This is a genomic window from Myroides odoratimimus (assembly GCF_001485415.1).
Lineage (GTDB): Bacteria > Bacteroidota > Bacteroidia > Flavobacteriales > Flavobacteriaceae > Flavobacterium > Flavobacterium odoratimimum.
This window is the reverse complement of record NZ_BCMQ01000012.1, coordinates 1-22,034: the sequence shown is the minus strand read 5'-3', so window position 1 is coordinate 22,034 and position 22,034 is coordinate 1. Positions and strand designations below refer to the sequence as shown.

The 22,034-nt window shown below is 31.4% G+C and carries 21 protein-coding genes and 2 pseudogenes; 12 read left to right on the top strand and 11 right to left on the bottom strand.

The window, feature by feature from the left end; genetic code table 11:
• Positions 1-54: 54 nt before the first annotated feature.
• Positions 55-1,242: pseudogene (gene traM, locus MODO_RS11670) on the top strand (conjugative transposon protein TraM); the annotation flags it as partial.
• 29 nt (positions 1,243-1,271) lie between these two features.
• A pseudogene (traN, locus tag MODO_RS11665) lies at positions 1,272-2,147 on the top strand (conjugative transposon protein TraN).
• Positions 2,148-2,228: 81 nt separating this feature from the next.
• On the opposite strand, the gene MODO_RS11660 reads toward traN, so the two are convergent.
• Both MODO_RS11660 and MODO_RS11655 read right to left on the bottom strand, forming a co-directional pair.
• Complete coding sequence (locus tag MODO_RS11660; protein WP_059051029.1) at positions 2,229-3,098, bottom strand: helix-turn-helix domain-containing protein; 870 nt, start codon at positions 3,096-3,098, stop codon at positions 2,229-2,231.
• A gap of 118 nt (positions 3,099-3,216) precedes the next feature.
• Complete coding sequence (locus MODO_RS11655) at positions 3,217-3,567, bottom strand: hypothetical protein (protein ID WP_059051028.1); 351 nt, start codon at positions 3,565-3,567, stop codon at positions 3,217-3,219.
• A 275-nt stretch (positions 3,568-3,842) separates the two neighbouring features.
• Between MODO_RS11655 and MODO_RS11650 the strand changes: the two genes are divergently transcribed.
• The 7 genes from MODO_RS11650 to MODO_RS11620 all read left to right on the top strand — a co-directional run bounded on the left by MODO_RS11650 (position 3,843) and on the right by MODO_RS11620 (position 11,798).
• The gene (locus MODO_RS11650; protein ID WP_038987985.1) at positions 3,843-4,241 is read left to right on the top strand and encodes a nuclear transport factor 2 family protein; all 399 of its coding nucleotides are present in this window, start codon (positions 3,843-3,845) and stop codon (positions 4,239-4,241) included.
• Between the two features lie 136 nt (positions 4,242-4,377).
• A complete protein-coding gene (locus tag MODO_RS11645) occupies positions 4,378-5,163 on the top strand; it encodes an SDR family NAD(P)-dependent oxidoreductase (RefSeq protein WP_059051025.1) in 786 nt (261 codons plus the stop codon).
• A gap of 228 nt (positions 5,164-5,391) precedes the next feature.
• On the top strand, positions 5,392-7,419 hold the full coding sequence (locus MODO_RS11640; RefSeq protein ID WP_115283945.1) for a PKD domain-containing protein: 2,028 nt from the start codon (positions 5,392-5,394) through the stop codon (positions 7,417-7,419).
• A 388-nt stretch (positions 7,420-7,807) separates the two neighbouring features.
• Positions 7,808-8,167 carry a 4-fold beta flower protein gene (locus MODO_RS11635; protein WP_059051020.1) on the top strand — a complete coding sequence of 120 codons (360 nt, stop codon included), beginning with the start codon at positions 7,808-7,810 and terminating at the stop codon, positions 8,165-8,167.
• 221 nt (positions 8,168-8,388) lie between these two features.
• On the top strand, positions 8,389-9,504 hold the full coding sequence (locus MODO_RS11630; protein WP_059051018.1) for a DUF4236 domain-containing protein: 1,116 nt from the start codon (positions 8,389-8,391) through the stop codon (positions 9,502-9,504).
• Between the two features lie 260 nt (positions 9,505-9,764).
• Complete coding sequence (locus MODO_RS11625) at positions 9,765-11,267, top strand: D-tyrosyl-tRNA deacylase (protein ID WP_069190339.1); 1,503 nt, start codon at positions 9,765-9,767, stop codon at positions 11,265-11,267.
• A gap of 90 nt (positions 11,268-11,357) precedes the next feature.
• Complete coding sequence (locus MODO_RS11620; protein ID WP_059051016.1) at positions 11,358-11,798, top strand: AAA family ATPase; 441 nt, start codon at positions 11,358-11,360, stop codon at positions 11,796-11,798.
• Positions 11,799-11,813: 15 nt separating this feature from the next.
• On the opposite strand, the gene MODO_RS11615 is transcribed toward MODO_RS11620, so the two are convergent.
• Entirely contained in the window at positions 11,814-12,194 is a 381-nt protein-coding gene (locus MODO_RS11615) for a Fur family transcriptional regulator (protein WP_059051042.1), read from the bottom strand.
• 88 nt (positions 12,195-12,282) lie between these two features.
• On the opposite strand from MODO_RS11615, the gene MODO_RS11610 reads away from it, so the two are divergent.
• A complete protein-coding gene (locus MODO_RS11610) occupies positions 12,283-13,191 on the top strand; it encodes an NAD(P)/FAD-dependent oxidoreductase (RefSeq protein ID WP_059051014.1) in 909 nt (302 codons plus the stop codon).
• 60 nt (positions 13,192-13,251) lie between these two features.
• On the opposite strand, the gene MODO_RS11605 is transcribed toward MODO_RS11610, so the two are convergent.
• The 3 genes from MODO_RS11605 to MODO_RS11595 all read right to left on the bottom strand — a co-directional run bounded on the left by MODO_RS11605 (position 13,252) and on the right by MODO_RS11595 (position 16,443).
• The gene (locus tag MODO_RS11605; RefSeq protein WP_059051012.1) at positions 13,252-14,052 is read right to left on the bottom strand and encodes an SDR family oxidoreductase; all 801 of its coding nucleotides are present in this window, start codon (positions 14,050-14,052) and stop codon (positions 13,252-13,254) included.
• A gap of 83 nt (positions 14,053-14,135) precedes the next feature.
• Positions 14,136-14,690, bottom strand: a complete 555-nt coding sequence (locus MODO_RS11600) for a Crp/Fnr family transcriptional regulator (protein ID WP_059051009.1) — start codon at positions 14,688-14,690, stop codon at positions 14,136-14,138.
• Positions 14,691-14,829: 139 nt separating this feature from the next.
• A complete protein-coding gene (locus tag MODO_RS11595; RefSeq protein ID WP_059051007.1) occupies positions 14,830-16,443 on the bottom strand; it encodes an FAD-dependent monooxygenase in 1,614 nt (537 codons plus the stop codon).
• A 101-nt stretch (positions 16,444-16,544) separates the two neighbouring features.
• On the opposite strand from MODO_RS11595, the gene MODO_RS11590 reads away from it, so the two are divergent.
• Complete coding sequence (locus MODO_RS11590) at positions 16,545-17,504, top strand: helix-turn-helix transcriptional regulator (RefSeq protein ID WP_059051005.1); 960 nt, start codon at positions 16,545-16,547, stop codon at positions 17,502-17,504.
• A 37-nt stretch (positions 17,505-17,541) separates the two neighbouring features.
• Here MODO_RS11590 and MODO_RS11585 read toward each other — a convergent pair whose 3' ends face one another.
• Positions 17,542-18,519 (bottom strand): zinc-dependent alcohol dehydrogenase family protein, encoded by a 978-nt coding sequence (locus MODO_RS11585; protein ID WP_059051002.1) that lies wholly within the window; start codon positions 18,517-18,519, stop codon positions 17,542-17,544.
• Between the two features lie 25 nt (positions 18,520-18,544).
• Positions 18,545-19,414, bottom strand: coding sequence for an alpha/beta fold hydrolase (locus tag MODO_RS11580; protein ID WP_059051040.1), 870 nt, complete (start codon positions 19,412-19,414; stop codon positions 18,545-18,547).
• 199 nt (positions 19,415-19,613) lie between these two features.
• Between MODO_RS11580 and MODO_RS11575 the strand changes: the two genes are divergently transcribed.
• Complete coding sequence (locus MODO_RS11575; RefSeq protein WP_059050999.1) at positions 19,614-20,486, top strand: LysR family transcriptional regulator; 873 nt, start codon at positions 19,614-19,616, stop codon at positions 20,484-20,486.
• 41 nt (positions 20,487-20,527) lie between these two features.
• Here MODO_RS11575 and MODO_RS11570 read toward each other — a convergent pair whose 3' ends face one another.
• The 3 genes from MODO_RS11570 to MODO_RS11560 form a co-directional block, all read right to left on the bottom strand.
• Complete coding sequence (locus tag MODO_RS11570) at positions 20,528-20,917, bottom strand: RidA family protein (protein WP_059050997.1); 390 nt, start codon at positions 20,915-20,917, stop codon at positions 20,528-20,530.
• Between the two features lie 91 nt (positions 20,918-21,008).
• Positions 21,009-21,575, bottom strand: coding sequence for a Crp/Fnr family transcriptional regulator (locus MODO_RS11565; protein ID WP_059050995.1), 567 nt, complete (start codon positions 21,573-21,575; stop codon positions 21,009-21,011).
• A gap of 56 nt (positions 21,576-21,631) precedes the next feature.
• Positions 21,632-22,034 (bottom strand): alpha/beta fold hydrolase (locus MODO_RS11560; RefSeq protein WP_369688287.1); only part of this gene is annotated, 403 nt, incomplete at its 5' end.

The following is a 22,034-nucleotide window of genomic DNA, read 5'->3' as shown; positions in this document are numbered from 1 at the left end:
ACGACCAGAAACGATAACAGACACGAGGTTTGTTATTTTATTTTCACACCAAGTATCGTATTTGCTTTAATGGGGCTTGTATTTCTGTTAGCGATGTATCTTCTTTTTAAACCCGAAAACAAAGAGCTACTTATTGACAATGCAATAGTTCCGGAAGCAATAACTGAGGGCATACCAACAGATAAGGTCAAAGCTTATGAAAAAGAACTGTGGGAGCAGAAAAAGCAAGAGAATGAAAATCAGATGCACTCTTTAGCGGATTACTGGAACGATACCCAAGAGGAGTCTAACAGCAGTTATATCCATCAAGATTATAATCAGCAGCCTGTTTCTACACCTTATGAGAGGTCCTATCAAAACTACAGACAAAGTCAAGAGGTGCTCAGTAGTTTTTATGACAATACAGAAAACCAAGAAACCGACAAGCTCAAAAAACAAATAGAAGAATTAGAACAAAAATTGGAAGAGAAAGATACGTCAAAGCCTATTACGATGGATAGTCAATTAGAACTCATGGAAAAGTCTTTTCAGATGGCAGCGAAGTATTTACCAACAGGTCAAAACCAAGGTGAGGTATTGCCTGTAAATCAAACGAGAAGCACCAAGGTTATTTCCAATAAAAAACAAGCCATAACCGCAATAGAAGATACACAAAAAGATGTTGTTTCATCCCTTGTTCAACCACCAACACTGCTTGATTTTTTACCGCTAAGTTTTCAAAGTAACCCAACTTTTTATACAGCAGAAGGGCAACCTAAAGAATCCAACCACAAAAACAGTATAAAAGTAATTATCAAAGAAGATCAGGTCGTTATAAACGAAGGGTATATCAAACTAAGACTCTTAGAGAGCCTTGTAATTGATGGAGCTTTATTACCAGAAGCAAGTACGCTCATTGCCAAAGTAAAAGTAAGTAACACAAGATTAGAACTAAGTGTAAACTCTATCAAAATAGATAACAGTATTATACAAACAGAGCTAATCGGTTATGATAATTATGGACAAAAAGGACTAGAGGTATTAGACCTTCAAGAAATAAACGCCTCAAAAGAAATCATCGCCAATATGGGACAAACCGCTGGTACGAGTATTTCGATGAGTAGATCCGCTTCAGATCAAATTGCAGGGGATTTAACCAAAGGTTTTATCCAAGGTGTATCAGGTTACTTTTCTAAGAAAGTAAAAGCCCAAAGAGTAACCCTAAAACAAGGACAAGAACTATTTCTTGTACCTAAAGAATAACAATCAATCAACAAGTAAATCAAATTATTATGAAAACAATCATTAACTATATGCTCCTGTGCTTACTAGCAGTAAACACAGTAACCGCCCAAAACGATATGAAGGCTATTAACTTGTCAAATGCTGAGGTAATGCCTTATGAAGTATAGCTCACTCAAAACAAAACAACGCATATCCTGTTTCCAAGTAGCATTGAATATGTGGATTTAGGCAGTAGTGAAATTATAGCTAGTAAAGTAGAAGCAACATCTAATGTTCTTCGTTTAAAAGCTATAAAAGAGGATATAACTCCTACAAACTTTACAGTAATTACAAACGATGGTAAATACTACAATTTCAATGCTAGTTGTAAAGAACAGCCAACACAACTGAGTTATGACTTAACCAAGTTTGAAAAACAAGTAAGTAAACAGCAAAGTGAAGTTCTTTTTAAAGACTTAGGAAACACTAGCCCAAGTTTAGCTGATCTTTTTATGAAAGCTATTATCAAGAAGAATAAGAAAGAGTTAAATATTAATAGTAAAAACTACTCAGTAGAAGCAAGGCTAAAAAGCATCTACACTCAAGATGGTAAACTATATTTTCATGTCTCCATTAATAACAAAAGCAATTTACCATATAAGCTAGACTATATTAGTTTTAAAATTAAAGATAGAAGAACTGCAAAACGAACGACAATTCAAGAGGTGACTTTAAAGCCAATTAGAAGTTATAGTGATGCTCAGACAATCAATAGTCAAAGTAAACAAGAGAGTGTTTTTATGTTAGACCAGTTTACTTTATCAGACAGACAAGTGCTTTTAATTGAGATTAATGAGAAGAATGGAGTGAGGAGTCAGGTTTTGGAAGTAAAGAGTTCTGATTTTTTAAAAGTTAAAAAATTAATTTCTTTGAAATTGATATAGAATAAAAATAAGCCCAAAAAAGCCCAAGTTAAAATTTGGGCTTTTAAAATATATAGATCAATTGAAAGTTTAATTACATTGTTATTGGCTATTTCTATAATTACTAGGGGAAATGCCTTCGAGTCTTTTAAAGTACTTACCAAAAAAAGATTGAGATGGAAAGTTCAATTTATTACTTACCTGTTGAATAGTTAAATCGGTAAACTTTAATAGAGATTTAGCTTCAATAACTACATGATTTTCAACCCAACGTACGGCTGATATACCACTACATTCTTTTACTATCTTTGAAAGGTATTTGGGAGTGACATTTAATTTATTAGAATAAAAACCTATCTCTCTTTGGTCACAATAATATTTTTGCAGTAGATTCAAAAATTTCTCAACAAGGATCTCTTGTTGTTGTTTTTGATGTTGTAAATTTCCTGTAATATGAATATGATAGCCAAATCCGTAGAAAAAAGCTTTGGTAATATGCTTGATAGATTTTAATGAATAAGGATTATTGTGATTAAGTATTGTTTTTTTTACTATTTCACAGTATTCAATTAATGATTGACGTTCTAGTTCATTAAGGGTAACACATGGATTTTTTTGAATAGACATGAAAACTCTGAAACGTTCATCTATAGCAAGGTCTTGACTAAATTGATTAGACATAATAATAAAAATAGCTTTAAAATCTTTGCTAACATATTCTACATCTACGATTTGATTTGATAAAATTATTATCATACTAGAGTTTTGACTTTCGTATGATTTGAAATTAATGTTTCCTTTAATTTTACCTTTAAGACAAATTATTGCAATAGTCTCATCAGATTTAAATGATTCAGATACATGTGATTTTATAAGAGGTTTGTCAATTAAAGTAATTTGATCTTTAATTGTATAAGTTTTTGAAGGCAAAAACTGCTCATTTAAAGAGAAAGATAAAAGAGTTTTTTTCATTATTTAAAAAATATTTTATAATTTCTCAAAATAAGTGAATTGTAAAAAAAAAATGATGCTTTATCTATGTTTTAGTAAAGTGCAATTAAGTCAATAGTACTGTTATATCAAAAATAACTTATTGATTTATATTATGAATTTCATCTTTATTAACACTTAATACTCCTTTTATTTTTTGAAAATATTCAGTGGTTTGTTCTAATGATTTATTTGAAGGAATTTGAATAGCAATAGCATTGAAATTGTTATAATCATAAATTATTTTTCCTCCAAAACTATCAACTTCTTTTTTTAGCTGTTCAAGTGAAATTTCTTCACTGTAATAGATAATTACATTATTAACTACATTTTTGTTGAAGCTATTGGTTTCTTCTTTAACTGATGTTTTGGGACTTTTGCATTGAATGAAAATCAAAGATCCTATGAAAATGAAAACTAAAATGAAATGTGGTACTCTTATTTTACGCATGATAAAAAACTTAATAAACCAAAAGTAACGAAAAAAATGAAGCTGGCAATATTAAGAAATGCATATTCAACAGTTAAAATATTTGTGGTGAAACAAATATTTTAAAAGGAAGTTTAGTTCTTGATTCTACGTTTTGTGTAATCGATTTGCTGAGGTTTTATCGTAGTTATTTTTAAATAAAATTACGACTTATCGTCCAGTTTTGTGCCATTTTTGACCTTGTATGATTATTAGCACTCTTTTAAATTTATCTTATAATTTTTAATAGTTAAATAATGAGTACAAAAAATTTTCAAGAAAAAATCAAAGATCGTTTATTAAATGGATTTGCAAATTGGAACAAAGGTTATGAATCATGGTTAAAGTGGTGTGATACCTTATATGAACCAGATGCTCACTATAATACAGGGACTTTTCATTGGACTTTACAAGAGTATAAAGATAATATGAAATCAGTTTTTGAAGGATATGATGTTTTATTAGGGGAGTTTCACAACATGTTGATTATTGATGATTGGTGTGCAATCAGATATACTGTTTTTATTACAGATAAAAAGACTGGAGTAACTATTAAACAAGAAACAATGGAATTTGTTCATTTTAAAGAGAATCCAGACCCAATTGGAGCAAGAGTTATTGAAGGATGGGCTCTTTCAGACACTCCCATTGTATAACAAAATTTTAATATGTAATAGGTTGGTATTGTTTATAAGGTAGTGCTGTTTAAATAATATCAACCTATATTATAAAGGTTTGTTTTTAAATAAAGAAAAGAAGTGTGTTATTATATTTATAATTGAGATATTATTTATGAAAATGAATTTATTTGATTTAACAGGTAAGGTGGTTGTTATTACTGGAGGTGCAAGTGGACTTGGTCTAGCATATGCTAGAGGTATTGCTAAACATGGAGGAAACTTGTCTATATGGGATGTTTCTGAATCGAAAATTGAAAGTGCGAAAAATGAACTTAAAGAATATGGAATTAATGTAACAACCCAAGTAGTCGATGTTAAATCTGAAGAACAGATTATTGCTGCTTATGAACAAGTACTAAAGGATCATGGACGTTTAGACTGTGTTTTTGCTAATGCAGGCGTACCTCCTAATTCACGTTCTATTTTCGATATGACTTCACAAAATTATCTAGATTTGATTAATGTTAATATGCATGGAGCATTTTATACATTGAAAGAAGGAGCACGTTTGATGGTGGAACGAGCTAAGGCAGGTGAACCAGGAGGATCTTTAGTTTTTACAGGAAGTTTAGCTTTATTTAAGGGCATTCCAGGAATAGAAAATTATGCTGCAGCAAAGGGTGCCATTGCAGCTGTTATACGAGGTTTGGCAGTGGAATTAGCACAGTTTGGAATTCGCGCTAATACAATTGCACCAGGCTATATTAAAACAGGTATGACAAATGGTCAACAAGAGATGTCTGCTATTGATGCATCTATGATTGCTAATATCCCAATGGGAAGAGCAGGTTATCCAGAAGACTTTGAAGCAATTGCCGTTTATTTTTGTAGTGATGCATCGTCATTCCATACAGGTGATACTGTTATTTTGGATGGAGCAGATCATATTAAAGGGTAATAAGAATCTCTTTAAAAACTTTAGGTTATCAGTAATAAAATTCTAAACAAGCTCGAGAGGAAAATAGTTTAGTTGTATTCTTTAAAAGAGTGAAATATTAATATAATACTGATAATAATAAATAATTTTATAAATAGATCTAAATTGTTGATTTAGATTATAGTAGTTATGGTTATAGCAAGAAGTAGTTTACGAACTTTGTTCGTTTTTGTTTTTTTTCTAGTGATAATGCAAAATAGTTTTGGACAAGTTCAGACTTCAGCAAATACTCAATTTGATTCTCCATATATTGATATGAAAGAATGGCGAGATGTACCAATCCGACATTTATATGTACACGGTGGGTTTAAGGGAACAGATACTAGATTTTCGTTCTATTTTCCAGTAAAGGATTTGTATGAAGGTCGTTTTTATCAATATATCACTCCTTTCCCTGATAATGAAAATCTGTCTCAGAATGCTAGTTTTGAAGAAGATAAGATTGGATTTTCTTTGACTCATGGAGCATATTTTATCGAAACTAATGGAGGAGGAAAGCTTAAACCAAATGAGAGTCAGTTAATTACTGCTTATCTTGCAAATGCAGCTTGTGCCTCATATTCGAGAATAATCGCCGCGGAGATTTATGGAGATCATCGTCCATATGGTTATTGTTTTGGAGGAAGTGGAGGAGCTTATCGAACAATAGGAAGTATAGAAAATACAGATGGAGTATGGGATGGAGCAGTTCCATATATAATGGGATCACCAATGGCTATTCCTAATGTTTTCTCTGTACGTATGCATGCTATGAGAATATTAAAAGACAAACTCTTACAGGTTGTTGATGCTTTAGAACCTGGAGGTAGCGGCGATATGTATGAAGGGCTAAATGAAATAGAATCTGCTGCTCTCAAAGAGGTTACTGAGATGGGGTTTGAACCAAAATCTTGGTTTGGTTATAAAACAATGGGGGTTCATGGATTTTCAGCTATTTATCAAGGAATGGTAAGTATGGACCCAGAGTATTTTGTTGATTTTTGGAATAAACCAGGTTACTTGGGGTATGATCAGCCAAATTCCTTTATTAAAGACCGTATTACGCAATTCTCGCGCATTAAGGCAATTGTCTATGAGAATGAAGCAATCAGTTTAGGGTTGATACCAAAACCTACTAAGAAGGAGAGAGGAACTGCTGATTTAGCTTGGAAAGGACAAGGGAAAAATGAAGACGAAGAACTTCCTATTGCATTTGTATTGGAAGATACTTTAATTGATATTGATTTTTTAGGTGGAGATTTGAAATTATTAGATGGTGATCATGCTGATCGGATTATTCAAATTTCTAAAATTGATAAAAATTATGTTGTTATTGGAGTTGGAGAGTATCCTTTTATTTCAGAAGTTAAAGTAGGAGATCGTATTTTAATTGATAATTCCAATTTTTTAGCAGCGCAGACCTATCATCGTCACCAGATACCTTCTGTAAAAGAGTATCCTGTTTGGAACCAATATTTAGATCTAGAAGGAAAACCATTGTATCCCCAAAGGAAACTTCTGATTGCTCCTATTTTTACAAAATCAGCTTCGGGTGTTTTACCATCTGGTAAAATTAAAGGGAAAGTTATTGTCCTTTCTTCCCTATGGGATAGAGAAGCATTTCCTTGGCAAGCAGATTGGTACAGATCAAGAGTCATAGAGCATTTAGATGAAAAAATAGATGAGAATTTTCGTTTATGGTACACAGATCGTGCTTTACATGGGGATGCAACACTTCAAGAAGATCCAAACAGAACAATTAGTTATTTAGGTGTTTTACAACAAGCATTGCTTGATTTGAGTCAATGGGTTGAAAAAGGTATTGAACCACCCCAAAGTACACAATATAAAGTTGAGAATGGACAGATAATAGTATCTGAAAAAGCTGATGAAAGAAAAGGAATACAGCCAATAGCTAATTTAAGAGTGAAGGATAAAAAAAATTACACAACAAAGGTTGGAAAGCCTGTAAAATTTGAAGTTAATATAGAATTACCGCCGCATACGGGTTATATAGTACGAGTAGAATGGGATTTTGAGAATACTGGAACATTTACTAAAGGAAAATTTAGATCAGGTACTAGTAACACACATATTTTAGTAAAACATAAACATACTTTTAAAACAAAAGGGACTTATTTCCCTACAGTACGAGTTGTATCCCAAAGAGAGGGGATGGAAAATACGCATTATACTTTGATACAAAATCTTGATCGTGTAAGAGTTATTGTTGACTAATACTAGGGGTACATAAATAGGGAATCTATATGTTTTAGCGCAATTTGAATAAAGAATTCTATTGTTTAGATATATTGACTAATTATCTGAAATTGGTATTTAATGGGGATATAAGACATTTACTAATAGATGTATGAATAGCAAAACACATTGTAAATATGTTGAAGAAGTTACCACAAAGGTAACAGCAAGTTATGTTTTGAGGCACTCGAAATTGAGATTCTCGCTTTCAAAACGACTTGCTCTTGCAGAGGGCTAGAAAACTACTCCAAAGTCGTTGTTTTTTGTTTAAATAGTACATAAACTCAAAATATTGAGTGGTTTACGGATTTCCGTAATAAGATTAAAGAAAGTTTTAATATGTTTGACAAATTAATACTGTTTAATTATGTTGACATTTTATAATAGCAAAGGGAATGCAATTGCATATATTAGTGATGATAACCAATCAATATATCTTTATAATGGAATACCTGTAGCTTGGCTGAGTGAAAATAACATTTTTGCTTATAATGGTAGATATTTAGGTTGGATTGAAAAAGGATGGGTTTTTGATAGAAAAGGGAATAGAGTCTTTTTTACTGAAAATGCAACAGGAGGCCCTGTAAAACCTGTTAAATCAGTAAAACCAATCAGAGGTGTTCGCGGAGTACGTCCTGTAAAGGGAGTAAGAGAAGTTAAGCCCGTAAGACCTGTAAGAAGCTTAAGTTGGTCTAACATATCAAATGAAGATTATTTTAAACAATAATAATCACTAAATACAAAATAAGGGTTTGGTGTAATGGCTGATTAAGTTATTATTTAAAGTTTCGGTTTTTTATGTCATAAAAGCCAAATAATAGGCTTTTGCTCAAAGGTGTGCTGAATTAATTAAAACATTTAATTTCAATTCCTACACTTGATCAAGTCGTGGCTCTTCTTAGGTAATACTATCAAAAATTACATATCACATATTAATCTAAAAAAATTATGGCTTGGAGTTTTCGTAAAAGAATTAAAGTAATACCAGGTGTACACCTAAATTTTAGTAAAAGCGGTATTTCTACTTCTGTTGGTGTTAGAGGAGCAAGTATGACTTTTGGAAATTCAGGTACTTATTTAAATACTAGTATTCCACCTTTAGGTATTTACAATAGACAAAAATTATTAAAATCATCATCCAATTCCTTTCAAGAGGAATCAAATATTATCGAATATTCAGATAATATATTTAGCGCAGACATTCAAGAAATTACAAGTCAAAATAAGCAAGGAATTAAAGAAGCAATTATTCTAGCTCAGCAACAAAGAAAAGAATTAAAAAATGACTTATTAAAAATCAATACTTCTTACGTTTCTTCAAAATTAAAATTAAATCTTAGTTATATTCTTCTATACGGTTTAATAAAAAAAACTATATCTCAAAATATAAAAGAAGATATTAAAGCTCAAAAGAACGCTATCGTACAAACCAAAGAACAAATAGAAAATTGTTATGTTAGGTTAGATATAGATTTTGACATAGAAATAAAAGAAAAATATCTCAAACTAGTGGAAACTTTTAAGAAGCTAATTAATAGTCAAAAAATATGGGACGTAACAAGTGCTTATTTTCAAGATAGAGTCGCTACACGTTCTTCAGCAAGTACGTTAGTCAAAAAGCGTGAAGTGAAATTTTTATTAAAATCTTTGCCAGAAATTAAGTCAAATTACGAAGCTTTATATTTTCAAAATGCGAATGGAGCTGATTTATATTTCTATCCTAGCTTTATTGTAATGTATTCTTCAAAAGGTGATTTTGCTATAATAGGATTTGAGGAAATTTCATTTAATCAAAGCTATGTAAGATTTACAGAAACAGGAACAATTCCTAAAGATTCTAAAGTTATAGATAAAACTTGGGCTAAAGTAAACAAAAATGGAAGTCCTGATAAGCGTTTTAAAAATAATTATCAAATTCCTGTAGTGAAATATGGAGAAATTAAATTAAAAACTAAAACAGGATTAAACGAGGAGTACGAATTTAGTAATTATGAATACACAGAAGAATTTGGTCGTGCGTTTTCTGAATACCAACAATTAATTAAGACTATAAAGCTATTATAAAAAAACTGTCTACAATAAGGGGTTTGGCGTAATGATGGATTAAGGTGAACTTTGATCATTCCATTTTCTATCCTCTAGAAGAGCCAATGTTGAGTAGTTTGTGGAATTTCATAAATTATATTAATAATTATTTTATATGTTTAGAAAATTAATAATACATTGGTATCATTTTACGAAAATGCACTATGTTTTGTTTTGAAAAAAATGTTGTGCGTCATACTACTATTACGCTAATAGTCCTTATTAACAAAATCTAAGTAATGAAGAAATTTGATTTAAATATTGAAAAAATTCTAGAAAACTGGGATGTGAAGCATGGTGTTAGAGAAATTATTGCTAATGCTTTAGATGAAAAAACTCTTACGAATTCAAAAGAGATCGAAATCTTCTGGAGTAGTAGTTTAAATTCGTGGGTTATAAAAGATTATGGACGAGGCTTAAAATATGAACATTTCACCCAAAAAGAGAATGATGAAAAATTAAACAATAATGGTATTATTGGAAAATTTGGTATTGGATTAAAGGATGCATTAGCTACTTTTGAAAGAAAATGTGTTGGCGTCAAAATTTTATCTAAATATGGAGACATTACATTAGGTAAATCACAAAAAAACGGTTTTGATGATTTAATTACTTTACATGCATACATCTCTGAGCCTACAAATAAAGAGCTAATTGGAACAGAATTCCATTTATCTAACATTTCAGAGGATGACATTGTAGCAGCAAAAAATATGTTTCTGAAGTTCAATAATGAAGCAATTCTAGAAAATACTAAATATGGTAGTGTTCTTCAAAAAAAAGAAAATCGAGGAAAAATCTATATAAATGGTGTTGCAGTTGCTATTGAAGAAAATTTCCTTTTTAGTTATAATATTACATTACTTAATGCTAGTATTAAAAAAGCTATTAATAGAGAAAGAACAAATGTTGGTAGAACTGCTTATGCAAACACTGTTAAGTCAATATTATTAGAGTGTCAATCAGAAATTATTGGAAACAAACTAAGCGCAGATTTAAGTCAATATAGCTATGGTAATAATCATGACGAACTAAAGTGGATTGATGTACAAGAACACGCTGCAAAAATTTTAAATAAATACAAAAGAGTAATATTTGTTACATCAGAAGAAATTGAGAGGGGGACAGATTTGGTAAATGAAGCAAGACAAGGCGGAGCTGAAGTTGTTATTATACCATCAAATCTTAGAGATAAAATTGCTATGCAAAATGAGGACAAAGATGAAGCAAATAGGGTTAGAATATTCACAGAATTTATTCAAGAAAGAAGTGATAATTTTGAATTTAAGATTATAAACAACAATGATCTAACCTATTCAGAAAAAGAAACTTTTTCAAAAATAGAATTACTATTTGATATTATTGGAGGTAAACCACATAATATTCAATCTGTGCTAATTTCGGAAACAATGCAAAAGGATAATAATACATTTATGCAATCAGATGGGATATGGGACTCTGAAAATCAAAGAATAATTATTTGGCGTCCAAAATTAAAAAATGAAGAAGAATTCTTAGGAATTGTATTACATGAAATAGCACACGCTATAAGCGGTGCTACAGATGCTACAAGAGTTTTTGAAAGTGAATTAACAAGATTGCTTGGTATATTCTCAAAAGCTTCTATTTCAAAAACAAATTTGCAAAGAAGTAATAATTCACAACAAGGTATTGCTAAAAGTGAGAGAAATAGTATTTTATCAAGTTTTTGGAAAAAAATTAAAAGCAAAAAATCTAATTAATCTAGCACTAATAACCTGCTTTCGGAAATACCCAAAATATTTGTGGTAAGTATAGAGCGACTTTATGGTTTAACTAAAAAGCTTCAATGAATGATTAAAAAAATTGATATTGACACTTTTGGACTTTACAAAAACTATAAATGGGACACAGTAATTGGAAAAAACGAAACCTTTAGACGTGTCAATATAATTTATGGACGGAACTATTCAGGAAAAACAACTCTTTCAAGAATTTTAAAATGTGTTGAGAATAAACAACTGCATCCAAACTATAGTGAAGGGAAATTTCAGATTTTCTTTGAAAACAATCACATAACGACTGAAAATAATCTTGAAGATGAAATTCTCTTTTACAAGATCCGTGTTTACAACACTGATTTTGTAAAAGAGAATTTAAGTTGGCTACACAATGAAGACGGGAGTATTACAGTATCTTATAGTCTTACTGAGCACGCTTTAGAGAGTTATCCCGTTTTAGAATCTTTAATAGAGTTTGGCCAGAAGCATAGAACTAAAATTAAAGATAAATAGGAGTAAGTAATATTATTAATTACACTCTGGACAAATACCAGATATAGTAAAATTAACAGACTTTATTTTATAGTTTTTAGGTAATATAAATGAAGGTTCTACTTCTGTCATACAAGTAGTATTTAGGCATCGTTCACAAGTAAAGTGAATGTGGTTATGATTGTGTTTTTCTATTGTACAATGTTGGCAAATAGCATATTTGATTGTGCCCTCTACAGTCGCTATTTTATGAATAATTCCTTCTTCAGTTAGGCGATCAAGTACTCTGTAGATAGTTACTCTATCACAGATTCCATTTAATGTAGATAGTATCTCTGCGTGAGATAAAGCAACTTCAGAATTTTCAATTAGTTTTACTATTTCAGTTTTGGCTTGTGTATTTCTAGTTTGTTTCATCATGGTGTAAAATAATATTGCAACATTGTTGCATTTACAAATTTAATCATTATTATTGCAACATTGTTGCATTAAATAAAATTAAACCATGACATATAAAGATCAATATGATGTAATTATTGTTGGAGGAAGTTACGCTGGACTTTCTGCGGCAATGGCATTAGGCCGTTTATTAAAATCTGTTTTAATCATTGATAGCGGTTTGCCTTGTAATAGACAAACACCACACTCGCATAACTTTATTACCCAAGATGGACAGACACCTTCTGAAATATCAAATAAGGCAAAAGATCAAGTTTTAGTTTATAAAACAGTTGAGTTCTACAAGGGGATAGCTTTATCTGGTAAGAAAGTACAAGATCGTTTTGAAATAACAACCGATAAAAGTGATAGCTTTAACAGTCAAAAATTAATCTTTGCTACAGGAGTTAAAGATATTATGCCTGATATTAAGGGAATAGGGGTTTGTTGGGGCATATCGGTTATTCATTGTCCCTTTTGTCATGGATATGAATTTAAAGATAAGAAAACGGCTATTTTGGCTAATTCAGACAAGGCAGTTCATGTAGCTTCTTTAGTTAGTAATTTAACCAACGATATTACCATATTAACTAATGGAGCAAAAGAGTTTACTTTAGAGCAACAAGCTAAATTAGAACGTAATAATATTTCAATTATTGAAAGCCCAATTACAGAAGTTAAACATGAGAAAGGCTATATTGAATCAGTTGTTTTTAATGATAACTCCAGATTAGATTTTCAAGCCATGTACGCAGCTGTAGCTTTTGAGCAACATTGTATGATTCCAAAAGAGTTGGGGTGTGAGCTAACAGATACAGGTTATATTAAGGTTGATGCTTTTCAAAAAACAAGTATAGAAGGTATATATGCTTGTGGTGATAATACCAACATGTTTCGATCAGTATCGGCTGCAGTAGCAAGTGGCTCTCTGGCGGGGGCTATGGTTGTCAAAGAACTTACTGATGAGTTATTTTAATAAATAAAAACCGTAACAACTAGGTTACGGTTTTTATATTCTGATTAGTTAGTAAGAGATTTAAAAGTATCGTTTTTGCATGGTATGCATTACTGTTTCAATACCTTCTTTTTTAAGCCAATCATACTCTTTAGTAGCTAGATCACCAGCTGTATAGTGAAGTTGATCTTTATCTTCTATGACTGTTTGATAGATTACAGCTGCAATATCTTCTGGTATATCACGTGTAGCACTTGAATCTTGTTTCATTGCTATTAAGTACTGATTAAATAGCGTTTCATAATCCGGATGCGAAGCAATTTGAGCATTGCTTCCAAAGCTTGTCTGCATATAGGCAGGAACAATAGTTTTAATCTTAATACCAAATTGACTTAACTCGTAACTCATTCCTTCTGTCCAGTTCTGTAAAGCTGATTTTGTAGCAGCGTAAACTGAAACAAAAGGGTAGGAGATGTTTGCTGTTGAAGAAGTAACAGTTAAAATAGTTCCTTGTTTACGAGTTCTGAAATAAGGCAAGAATGCCTTTGTAACGAGTAAAGTACCTAAAAAGTTAGTATTTATTTGTTGAGATAATTGATCATCTGTTATTCCTTCAAAAGGACCAATAAGTCCATAAGCTGCATTATTAAGTAACACGTCAATAGGTGCTATTTCTTCTGCTTTTTTTGCTGCTTCAATGATTTGAGCAGGATTTGTAAGATCTAATTTTAAAAGATGAACATTTGGTAGTTGACTTAGTTCTGTCTCTTTTTCAGGTTGACGCATAGTAGCAATCACTCTCCATCCTTTACTTGCAAATAGTTTAGCTGTTTCTTTTCCTAAACCAGAAGAGGCTCCTGTTATTAAAATTGTTTGTGTCATTTCTTAAGTTGTTTTTTAATTACCCTACAAAGATTAAGAGATAAAAAAACAACGGATTTACCATATGGTAAAAAGAAACGAAACTATATGTTTTTTCGAATTCTACTTAAAGATTGCTGCGTAATACCAAGATATGAAGCAATGTAAGAAAGAGGTATACGATTGACAAGTGTTGGATATTTTTCTAAAAACTCTAAGTATCTAGTGGTTGCATCTTGAGAAATTAAAGGGCTTACTCGCTTTAGTTTTTCAACAAGAGCCTGTCTGTTTATTTCTTGAATGATATGCTCTAACTGTGGAATTTCTAAAAGAATTTCGTTCCAGCCTTTATTTGAAAACACAAGTAACTCACAAGAGGTAGCTGCTTGTATATATTCTGTAGAAACATTTTCTTTTAGGTTAGAAATTAAGTGATTTTCCTCTAAAAATATTTTAGTGATTTCTTGTCCTTTATCATTGTAATAGTAGATTCTAAAGATACCTTCTACTATAAAACCAAACTGTTTTAAAACTTTACCTGATTCAATAAAATGATCATCTTTATTTAGTTGAACTAGTAAGGACTTACTTGAAATAAGGTTTAATTGAGATTCGCTAAAATCTGTGAATTGGCTTAAAAAGTTGATGAGTTGTTCCATTAAAGTAAAGTTACTACTTCTTGTTAGATGAAGTATATTGTATATAAAAAAATCACTCCAATAAACTATAAATAATGTTTATTGGAGTGAAAGGATTTGTTGTTTGTTTAATGGGGACTTAGATTAGTGTATTCAAAGGCTACTTTATACTAAGTATTTCTTTGAGACAATTTAATAGATTATGTTCTGGATCATTAGTGGATAATCTCGCTGCTACAAAACCATCAGGACGCACTAGTATAGCGTCAGATAATGTTGAATTGGTTAGCTTAGTCCACTTATCTAAGACAGTAGAATTTAAAAAATGATGTAACTCAATATCTATGTTTAGTTCTTGTTTTGTTTCTGCCCAAGCTTGAATCCAGTAATCTGAATATTGATTAACTATAAGGGTAAATTTATAGTTAATCCAGTCTAGAGTAGATACAGTTTGCTGTTTATCTAACCACATATGGGGTAGACGTGTACCTATGACTCCTGTGTACGAGATCCCTGATATAAATTCAGTAGGTAGTTCTTGTTTGTTATTAATAGCTGTTGAATTGTAACTATAATCAGGAAGACCTATTAATAGATTTCCTTTTTCAAGTAATAGTTTATCTCTTACAAGGCCATTATCATCGGCTAGCTCACCAGATAGATTTGCGTAAAAAGCTCCTACGTTTTGCCTTTCAATATCATAGGTGTTAAGTAATTTTTTATTTGCTTTACCTTCTAGAACTTGTTTTAGCTTCCAAATAAGATTGTGTACATCCTGAATTCCAGCACTAGCACCTTTACCTGCATAAGGAGTCATTGTATGGGCTGCATCTCCCACTATAAAAACATTTCCCTTAGCTATTTCTTTGGCAATTCTAACTGTTAGTTGCCAAGGTGAGAGATTTAAAACACTTATTTCAATGTCAGAATAACCAAGTACTTTATATAAAATAGAAAGTATATTTTCAGGTGTGAAACTATCACTATTTTGCTTTTCAAGGTTATATTTTAAGTGAAAAGCCCATTTGTTTTTATTGTTTATAGACAATAAAAAACCTGTAATTTCTTCTGTATCTATAAGGAGCTGACTAAATTCTTTTCCTTTTACGATTGCGGATAAATCTGCTTTAAAGTAAATGTTTAATAGATTAGTCCAAGAACCATTACCATAGGTTGCAATATTAAGTTGCTTTCTAGTGGGGCTATTTGCTCCATCAGCTGCAATGATGTATTGAGCCTCAATTGTATACTGATCACCTGTTTTTCTATTTTGAATAATAGATGTAGTTGTATTACCATGTTGTTTAAAACTTAGCATTTGATGATAGAAACGAAGGTCTTGTTTGTTATCTATAAGTTTATCAAATAATACCTTTTCGCTTAAATCTTGGGTACAACGACAACCTATTTCAGGTGATTTTTCTCCTAAATGTTTTAAATTTTCAAGCTCACTAGGATAGGTTATTTTACCTATGATTTTGGAATCAGTCTCAGCCAAAGCATCTTTTAAGTTATTTCCTCTTAATATACCCCAAGAAGGAGCAAGTTCTTTTCCAGCTTCACGTAGATTTTCTGATAGCCCAAGCTCTCTGTATATTTCCATTGTTCGAATATCAATTGTTCTTGCCCTTGGTAAAATAGAAGTTGTTTTGTGTTTTTCAACCAGAATAAAATCTATATTACAACGCTCTAAAAGTAGTGCTGCTGTTAGACCAGTAATTCCTCCACCTATGATTAGAACAGAAGTTTTATTAGGTTTATTTATGTTTTCCATCTTTTTTATTTTGTTACAAATCTCCTTGTTTTACAAAGAGAATTTGTGCACAAAAAGGATTAAATTGTACCAGTTTTTTAAATGATATAACAAGTAAAGCATTGAAAGAAAAAAAGCAAAATATTAATTATCAGGACTTAATTAAGTTTCATCAGCGTGGAAAGTTTTTTGATCTTTTGTTTGACATAGGGGATAAGCAAGGTACAATGAAAATCTACCAAGGAACTAATTTCATTATTACAGATACTCAGTTTAGTACTAAGGAAGACACTTTGTTATGGTCACATATAAATAGAGAAGGACTAGTTGAGTTTAATTTTGTTGTAAAGGGCAGTTTTATTCAATCTCAAGAAGGCTTGTTTGATCAATTGGTTTACCCTCAGGGATCTCATAATTGGCTGTACAATCCTTTAAAGAAGGAAACCAATCAATTAATCGGTCAAGGAGAGTACCAGTTTATTAGTATTTATTTGAAATTAGAGTATTTTACTAGATTATTAAGCTTAACTCCTTTATACTTTAATCAAATAAACCTAAAAGCACCTTGGGTTAAACACGGACATGATGCAAGACTATCAAAACGCTTACTTTACCTTTTAAGGAATTTATGGGATAGCCCTATTTCTGATAAACTACATAGACTTTATTTTGAATCTACAGTTAATCAAGTTTTTTGTGAGCAAATAGAGCTTTTGTTTACAAAAACAAAACAAACAAAAGAGAATTTATTTCAAAGACAGGATGTTGAAAAACTACATAGAGTAGCTTCACTTATTGAGCAAAATCTGTATAATCCAATCTGTATTACTACTTTGTCTAAAACAAGTGGACTAAATGAATATAAACTAAAGAAAGGTTTTAAGCAGCTTTATGGAATGTCTATGACTAATTACTTACAAAATGTAAGAATGAGTAAGGCTAAGATATTATTACAAGATACTGATAAGACGATCTCTGAAATTGCTTATGAGTTGGGGTTTTCACATTCACAACATTTTCATCGAGTATTTAAAAAGACTTTTGATACAGTACCAAGTGTATTTAAAAAAAATAGCAAATAAATTAAATTATCTGCTATTAAAAGAATAACCTTTATAATTAAAGAATTTGATGTTCAATATCTATGGCAATCTTACCATAGAAGTCTTTATCACTAGACCTTGTTTCAAGTAAATCATGTGCTTTACCAATGTCTTCTAAAGAAAATACTTTAGTTACAATCGGTTTTAGTTTTCCTTGTTCAACAAGTTTGGTAAGTTCATCTAGTTTATTTCTGTTTTGTCTTGTAAAGACAAAGTGATAGGTTGCATTTTTGCCCCAAGCTTCAATAAGATTTTGTGGCTGAGAAATATCAACTAGGGTAACTACTTGACCAAGTTGACTTAAGACTTTTCCACTATCAGTAAGTGTTGTTCCACCAATGGTATCAATAATTACATCGACTCCTTTATTATGGGTTAGTTCATTGATATGATCAATATAGTTCTCCTTAGTGTAATCAATTACATAGTCTGCTCCTAGTTCACGTAAAAAGTCGTGATGTACTTCTCTTGCTGTTGTAAACACTGTTGCTCCCATAGCCTTGGCGATTTGAATCGTTGGTATTCCAACCCCGCCAGCTCCTCCGTGAATTAAAATGGTTTGATTGATTTTAAGCTGAGCTCTAGTTACTAGCATTTCCCATGCTGTACCAGCAGCTAAAGGAAGGGTAGCAGCCTGTAAATGGCTAATGTTTTTTGGTTTTAAAGCAATAATAGATTCATGAGCGCAGTGATACTGGGCGTAACTTCCTGGGCCATTAAAAATTTCAGGAGAGTAGTATACCTGATCTCCAACTTTAAAATTTTCAACTCCTTGACCAAGTTCTACAATTACTCCTGAGACATCATGACCTGTGATAACAGGTAGAGATAATTCATTTTTGTAATCCCCTCGACGTACTTGATAATCTAAAGGATTAATTGATGTGGCAAGTACTTTAACTAGTACTTCTTTAAATTTTGGTTTTGTTATTGGTACTTCTTTTACTATAAAGTTAGTAACTGGCCCAAATTCTTCTAATATGGCTGCTTTCATTATATGTTGTTTTTGTGTTTATAAATTAATTTGATAGGTTATTTAAAAATTCAAGGATCTCATTTCCAATCTCATTTACATGAGTTTCTAAAGCGAAGTGACCTGTATCATAGAATTTTAAAGTAGCATTTGGTAAATCCTTTTTGTAAGCTTTAGCTCCTTCAGGTAAGAAATAAGGATCCTTATCTCCCCAAACAAGTAAGGTTTTTGGCTGATAAGTTCTAAAGTACTCTTGAAATTTAGGGTATAGCGCTACATTTGTTTGATAATCTTTAACTAGGTCTAATTGAATTTCAATATTTCCTGGTCTATCTAAAAACTTTTGATCAAGAGTGTAGGCTTCAGGAGCAATTAAAGAAGAATCTTGAACTCCTTGGTGATATTGAAACCAGATCGCTTCTTTGGCAACAAAACCATGTAGTGCTTTTCGGTTTGCATCCGAAGAATCTCGCCAATAACGTTGTATTGGATCCCACTCCGTACTTAGTCCTTCCTTATAGGCATTTCCATTTTGAGAGATAAGTGCAGTTATTTTTTCTGGGTTATTCATAGCTAATCGAAACCCAACAGGAGCTCCATAGTCAAACACATATAACGCAAATTGTTTTAGTTGTACTTGCTCAATAAAAGATTGCATGATCTTAGCAAGATGATCAAACGTATAATCAAATGCTTTGTGATCTGGAGCGTCAGAAAAACCAAAACCGGGTAAGTCAGGCGCTATGATATGATACTGTTTACTTAGAATTGGGATTAAGTTTCTAAACATATGCGAAGATGTAGGGTATCCATGTAAAAGTAGAAGAGTAGGTTTATCAGGGTTTCCTGCTTCTCTATAGAAGATATTTAATCCCTGAACTTTAATAAAGCGATAGTGAATTGAATGGTTTTCCATGATTTTATTTTTTGAAATTAAATTTGATTGTGCATAAGTGCTTGTTATACTAGAAACACCAAAGGTTAATAGTGTAGCAACGAGTAGTTTTGTTATTTTGTTTTTCATCTTGTTGTTTTGTTTGTCAAAAATATGTCGGATATTTGATTACTAAAAACGATTAATTGTGATTTTATAAATCATAAAAAGTGATATTAAAATGAATACAAACGATTTAAAAATATTTGAAGCTGTAGCGGAGAGTGGTAGCTTTACCAAAGCTGCTGATCTAATGTTTACTGTTCAATCTAATGTTACAGCAAGAATTAAAAGCTTGGAAGAGGAATTTGATACCAGACTGTTTTCAAGAACCTCGCGAAGAGTTGACTTAACAGAAGAAGGAAAGATATTAATGCATTACGCCAAGCAAATTCAGCACTTGGTTGAAGAGGCTAAAAATGAGATTAAAAGTAGTGATGTAATAACTGGACATTTAACCATTGGATGTATGGAGACCACTATGGCTTTAAAAGCACCTGAGATACTACTTTCTTTTGCACAGAAATATCCAAACATTGATTTAGAGTTTAAATCAGCAGACAGGGATGTACTAATCGCTGATGTTTTAAACTATAAACTTGATGCTGCTTTTGTCTCAGCACCACTGAATACTAGTGGACTTGAGAAAATTAAGATCAAAGACGAACAGCTTGTTATTCTAGCATCTTCAAAGCAACCAAGCTTAAATAAATTAGTTACACAAGAACCCTTAAAGAGTATTGTATTTGATAACGGTTGTATTTTCAGAGAGCGCTTAGAGTCGTGGTTTACTCATAAAGGTGTTCATAATTATAAGAGTATTGAGCTTAATTCTATAGAAGGGATTATAAACTTTGTAGAGGCAGGACTAGGTATTAGTTTGCTTCCTGAGGAGATTATATCTCAGTACTATCAAAATAGAAATATATGTACCTATCCTCTTAGTAAACAATTAGGAACGATGACTACTTTACTTGTCTATAGAAAAGACAAAGCTCCTTCAAAAGCGCTTCAAAGTTTTATTTATATGTATAAACAAGACTTAACACTATAAAAAAGCTGATGCTATAATTCCATAGCATCAGCTTATAAGTATTATTTTACAACTGTAGCCTCAAGTTCTACTGTTAGATTTTCAAATAATCCTTTTACCTCAAGTACTGTTGTTGCTTGCTCGATTTTGTGTTTAACAAGCCACTCTTGTAAAATAGGAAAGTGTTGCATAAGCTCAGTGGTAGAAGTAGTATAGATATTTAATCTAACAATGCCTTCAAGGGAGTAATTTGCTGTTTTAATTACCTCTTCTAAGTTTTTAATAGAGAGTAGAAGCTGAGTTTCCATATCAGCATTACTTGAAACTCCATTAGTGTCAATGGCTACTTGACCAGAGCAGTATAATGTACTTTGAGCATTTTTAACTTCTATTGCTTGAGCGTAGTTGCGCTGAGATTGCCATTGCCAAGGATTAATAGCTGTTTTTATCATCTTGCATTTTTATTTTAAGTTATAGCGCAAATTTGCAACTAAACACTTAAATCAGTAGTTGAGCTATATCACAAATAAAAAGTGAGGTAGATCACTTTAAATCTAATCGGCTTAGTGTTTCTCTTGAGACACCAAGATATGCAGCTAATAGAGATTTTGGCACACGTTGCATAATACCAGGAAAACGCTCTTGAAGTTCAAAGAACCGCTCTGCAGTATTGTTTTTCATCATGGATAAAATACGTTGTTGTCCTGCAATAAATCCCTTATGCGTTTTATCTAAAAAGAATTCATTTATTACAGGAAGTTCTTTTCTTAGTCTATTATATCCTTCTAAATCTAAAGCATAGACCTGCGTATCTTCAATACATTCTAAACTCATGCTTGCTAGAGATTGGTTGTAGAATGCTTTTAGATCCGTTTCCCACCAGCCTTCCATTGCAAAGTCTAGAATATGCTCTTTAGCATTATTGTCAGTAAAAACAAGCTTTAATAGACCTGTATCAATAAAGAACAAATAGGGGACAGGTTCTCCTTCTTGAATTAAAAATTGATGTTTCTTATATTTTTTAAACACAAAACAAGACAAGATAAAATCAAAATCCTTGTCTGTTAGGGAGATTACTTGCTCTATTTGTGCCTTAAGAGTATTATTCATGTGATTTACTTTTGTTTAGGATATAAGTTCTTGTAAAGTAAAGTTACATAAGTTTATTATTTTAGTTGTTCTAAATGTTTACTAATCAAATCAGCAGTTTGTATAGGATGAGAAATAAGTCCTCCATGACCTGCACCTTGAATAGTCTGTAATTCTATTGAATTAACTTTCTGTTTTATTGTTTTTGCAACAGCTGTATATACTAAGATAGAATCTGACCCTGTAATAAGTGTTATTTTACCACTAAATTGATTAAGGTTCTCTGGTTTTATATTTAATCTTTCAGGATCATTAGCTTGATCAAGCCAAGTAGTGTAACTAGCTGTCATTGTATTTCTGGCTCTTTGATCAAAAACAGAATACCAACTACCTTTTCCAAAGGCAACTTTTTCAATAAAATTAAAGGTTCCCTGTTCAATGTGTCCTTGTTCAAGTAAAGTTTTACTTTTTTGCATTTCA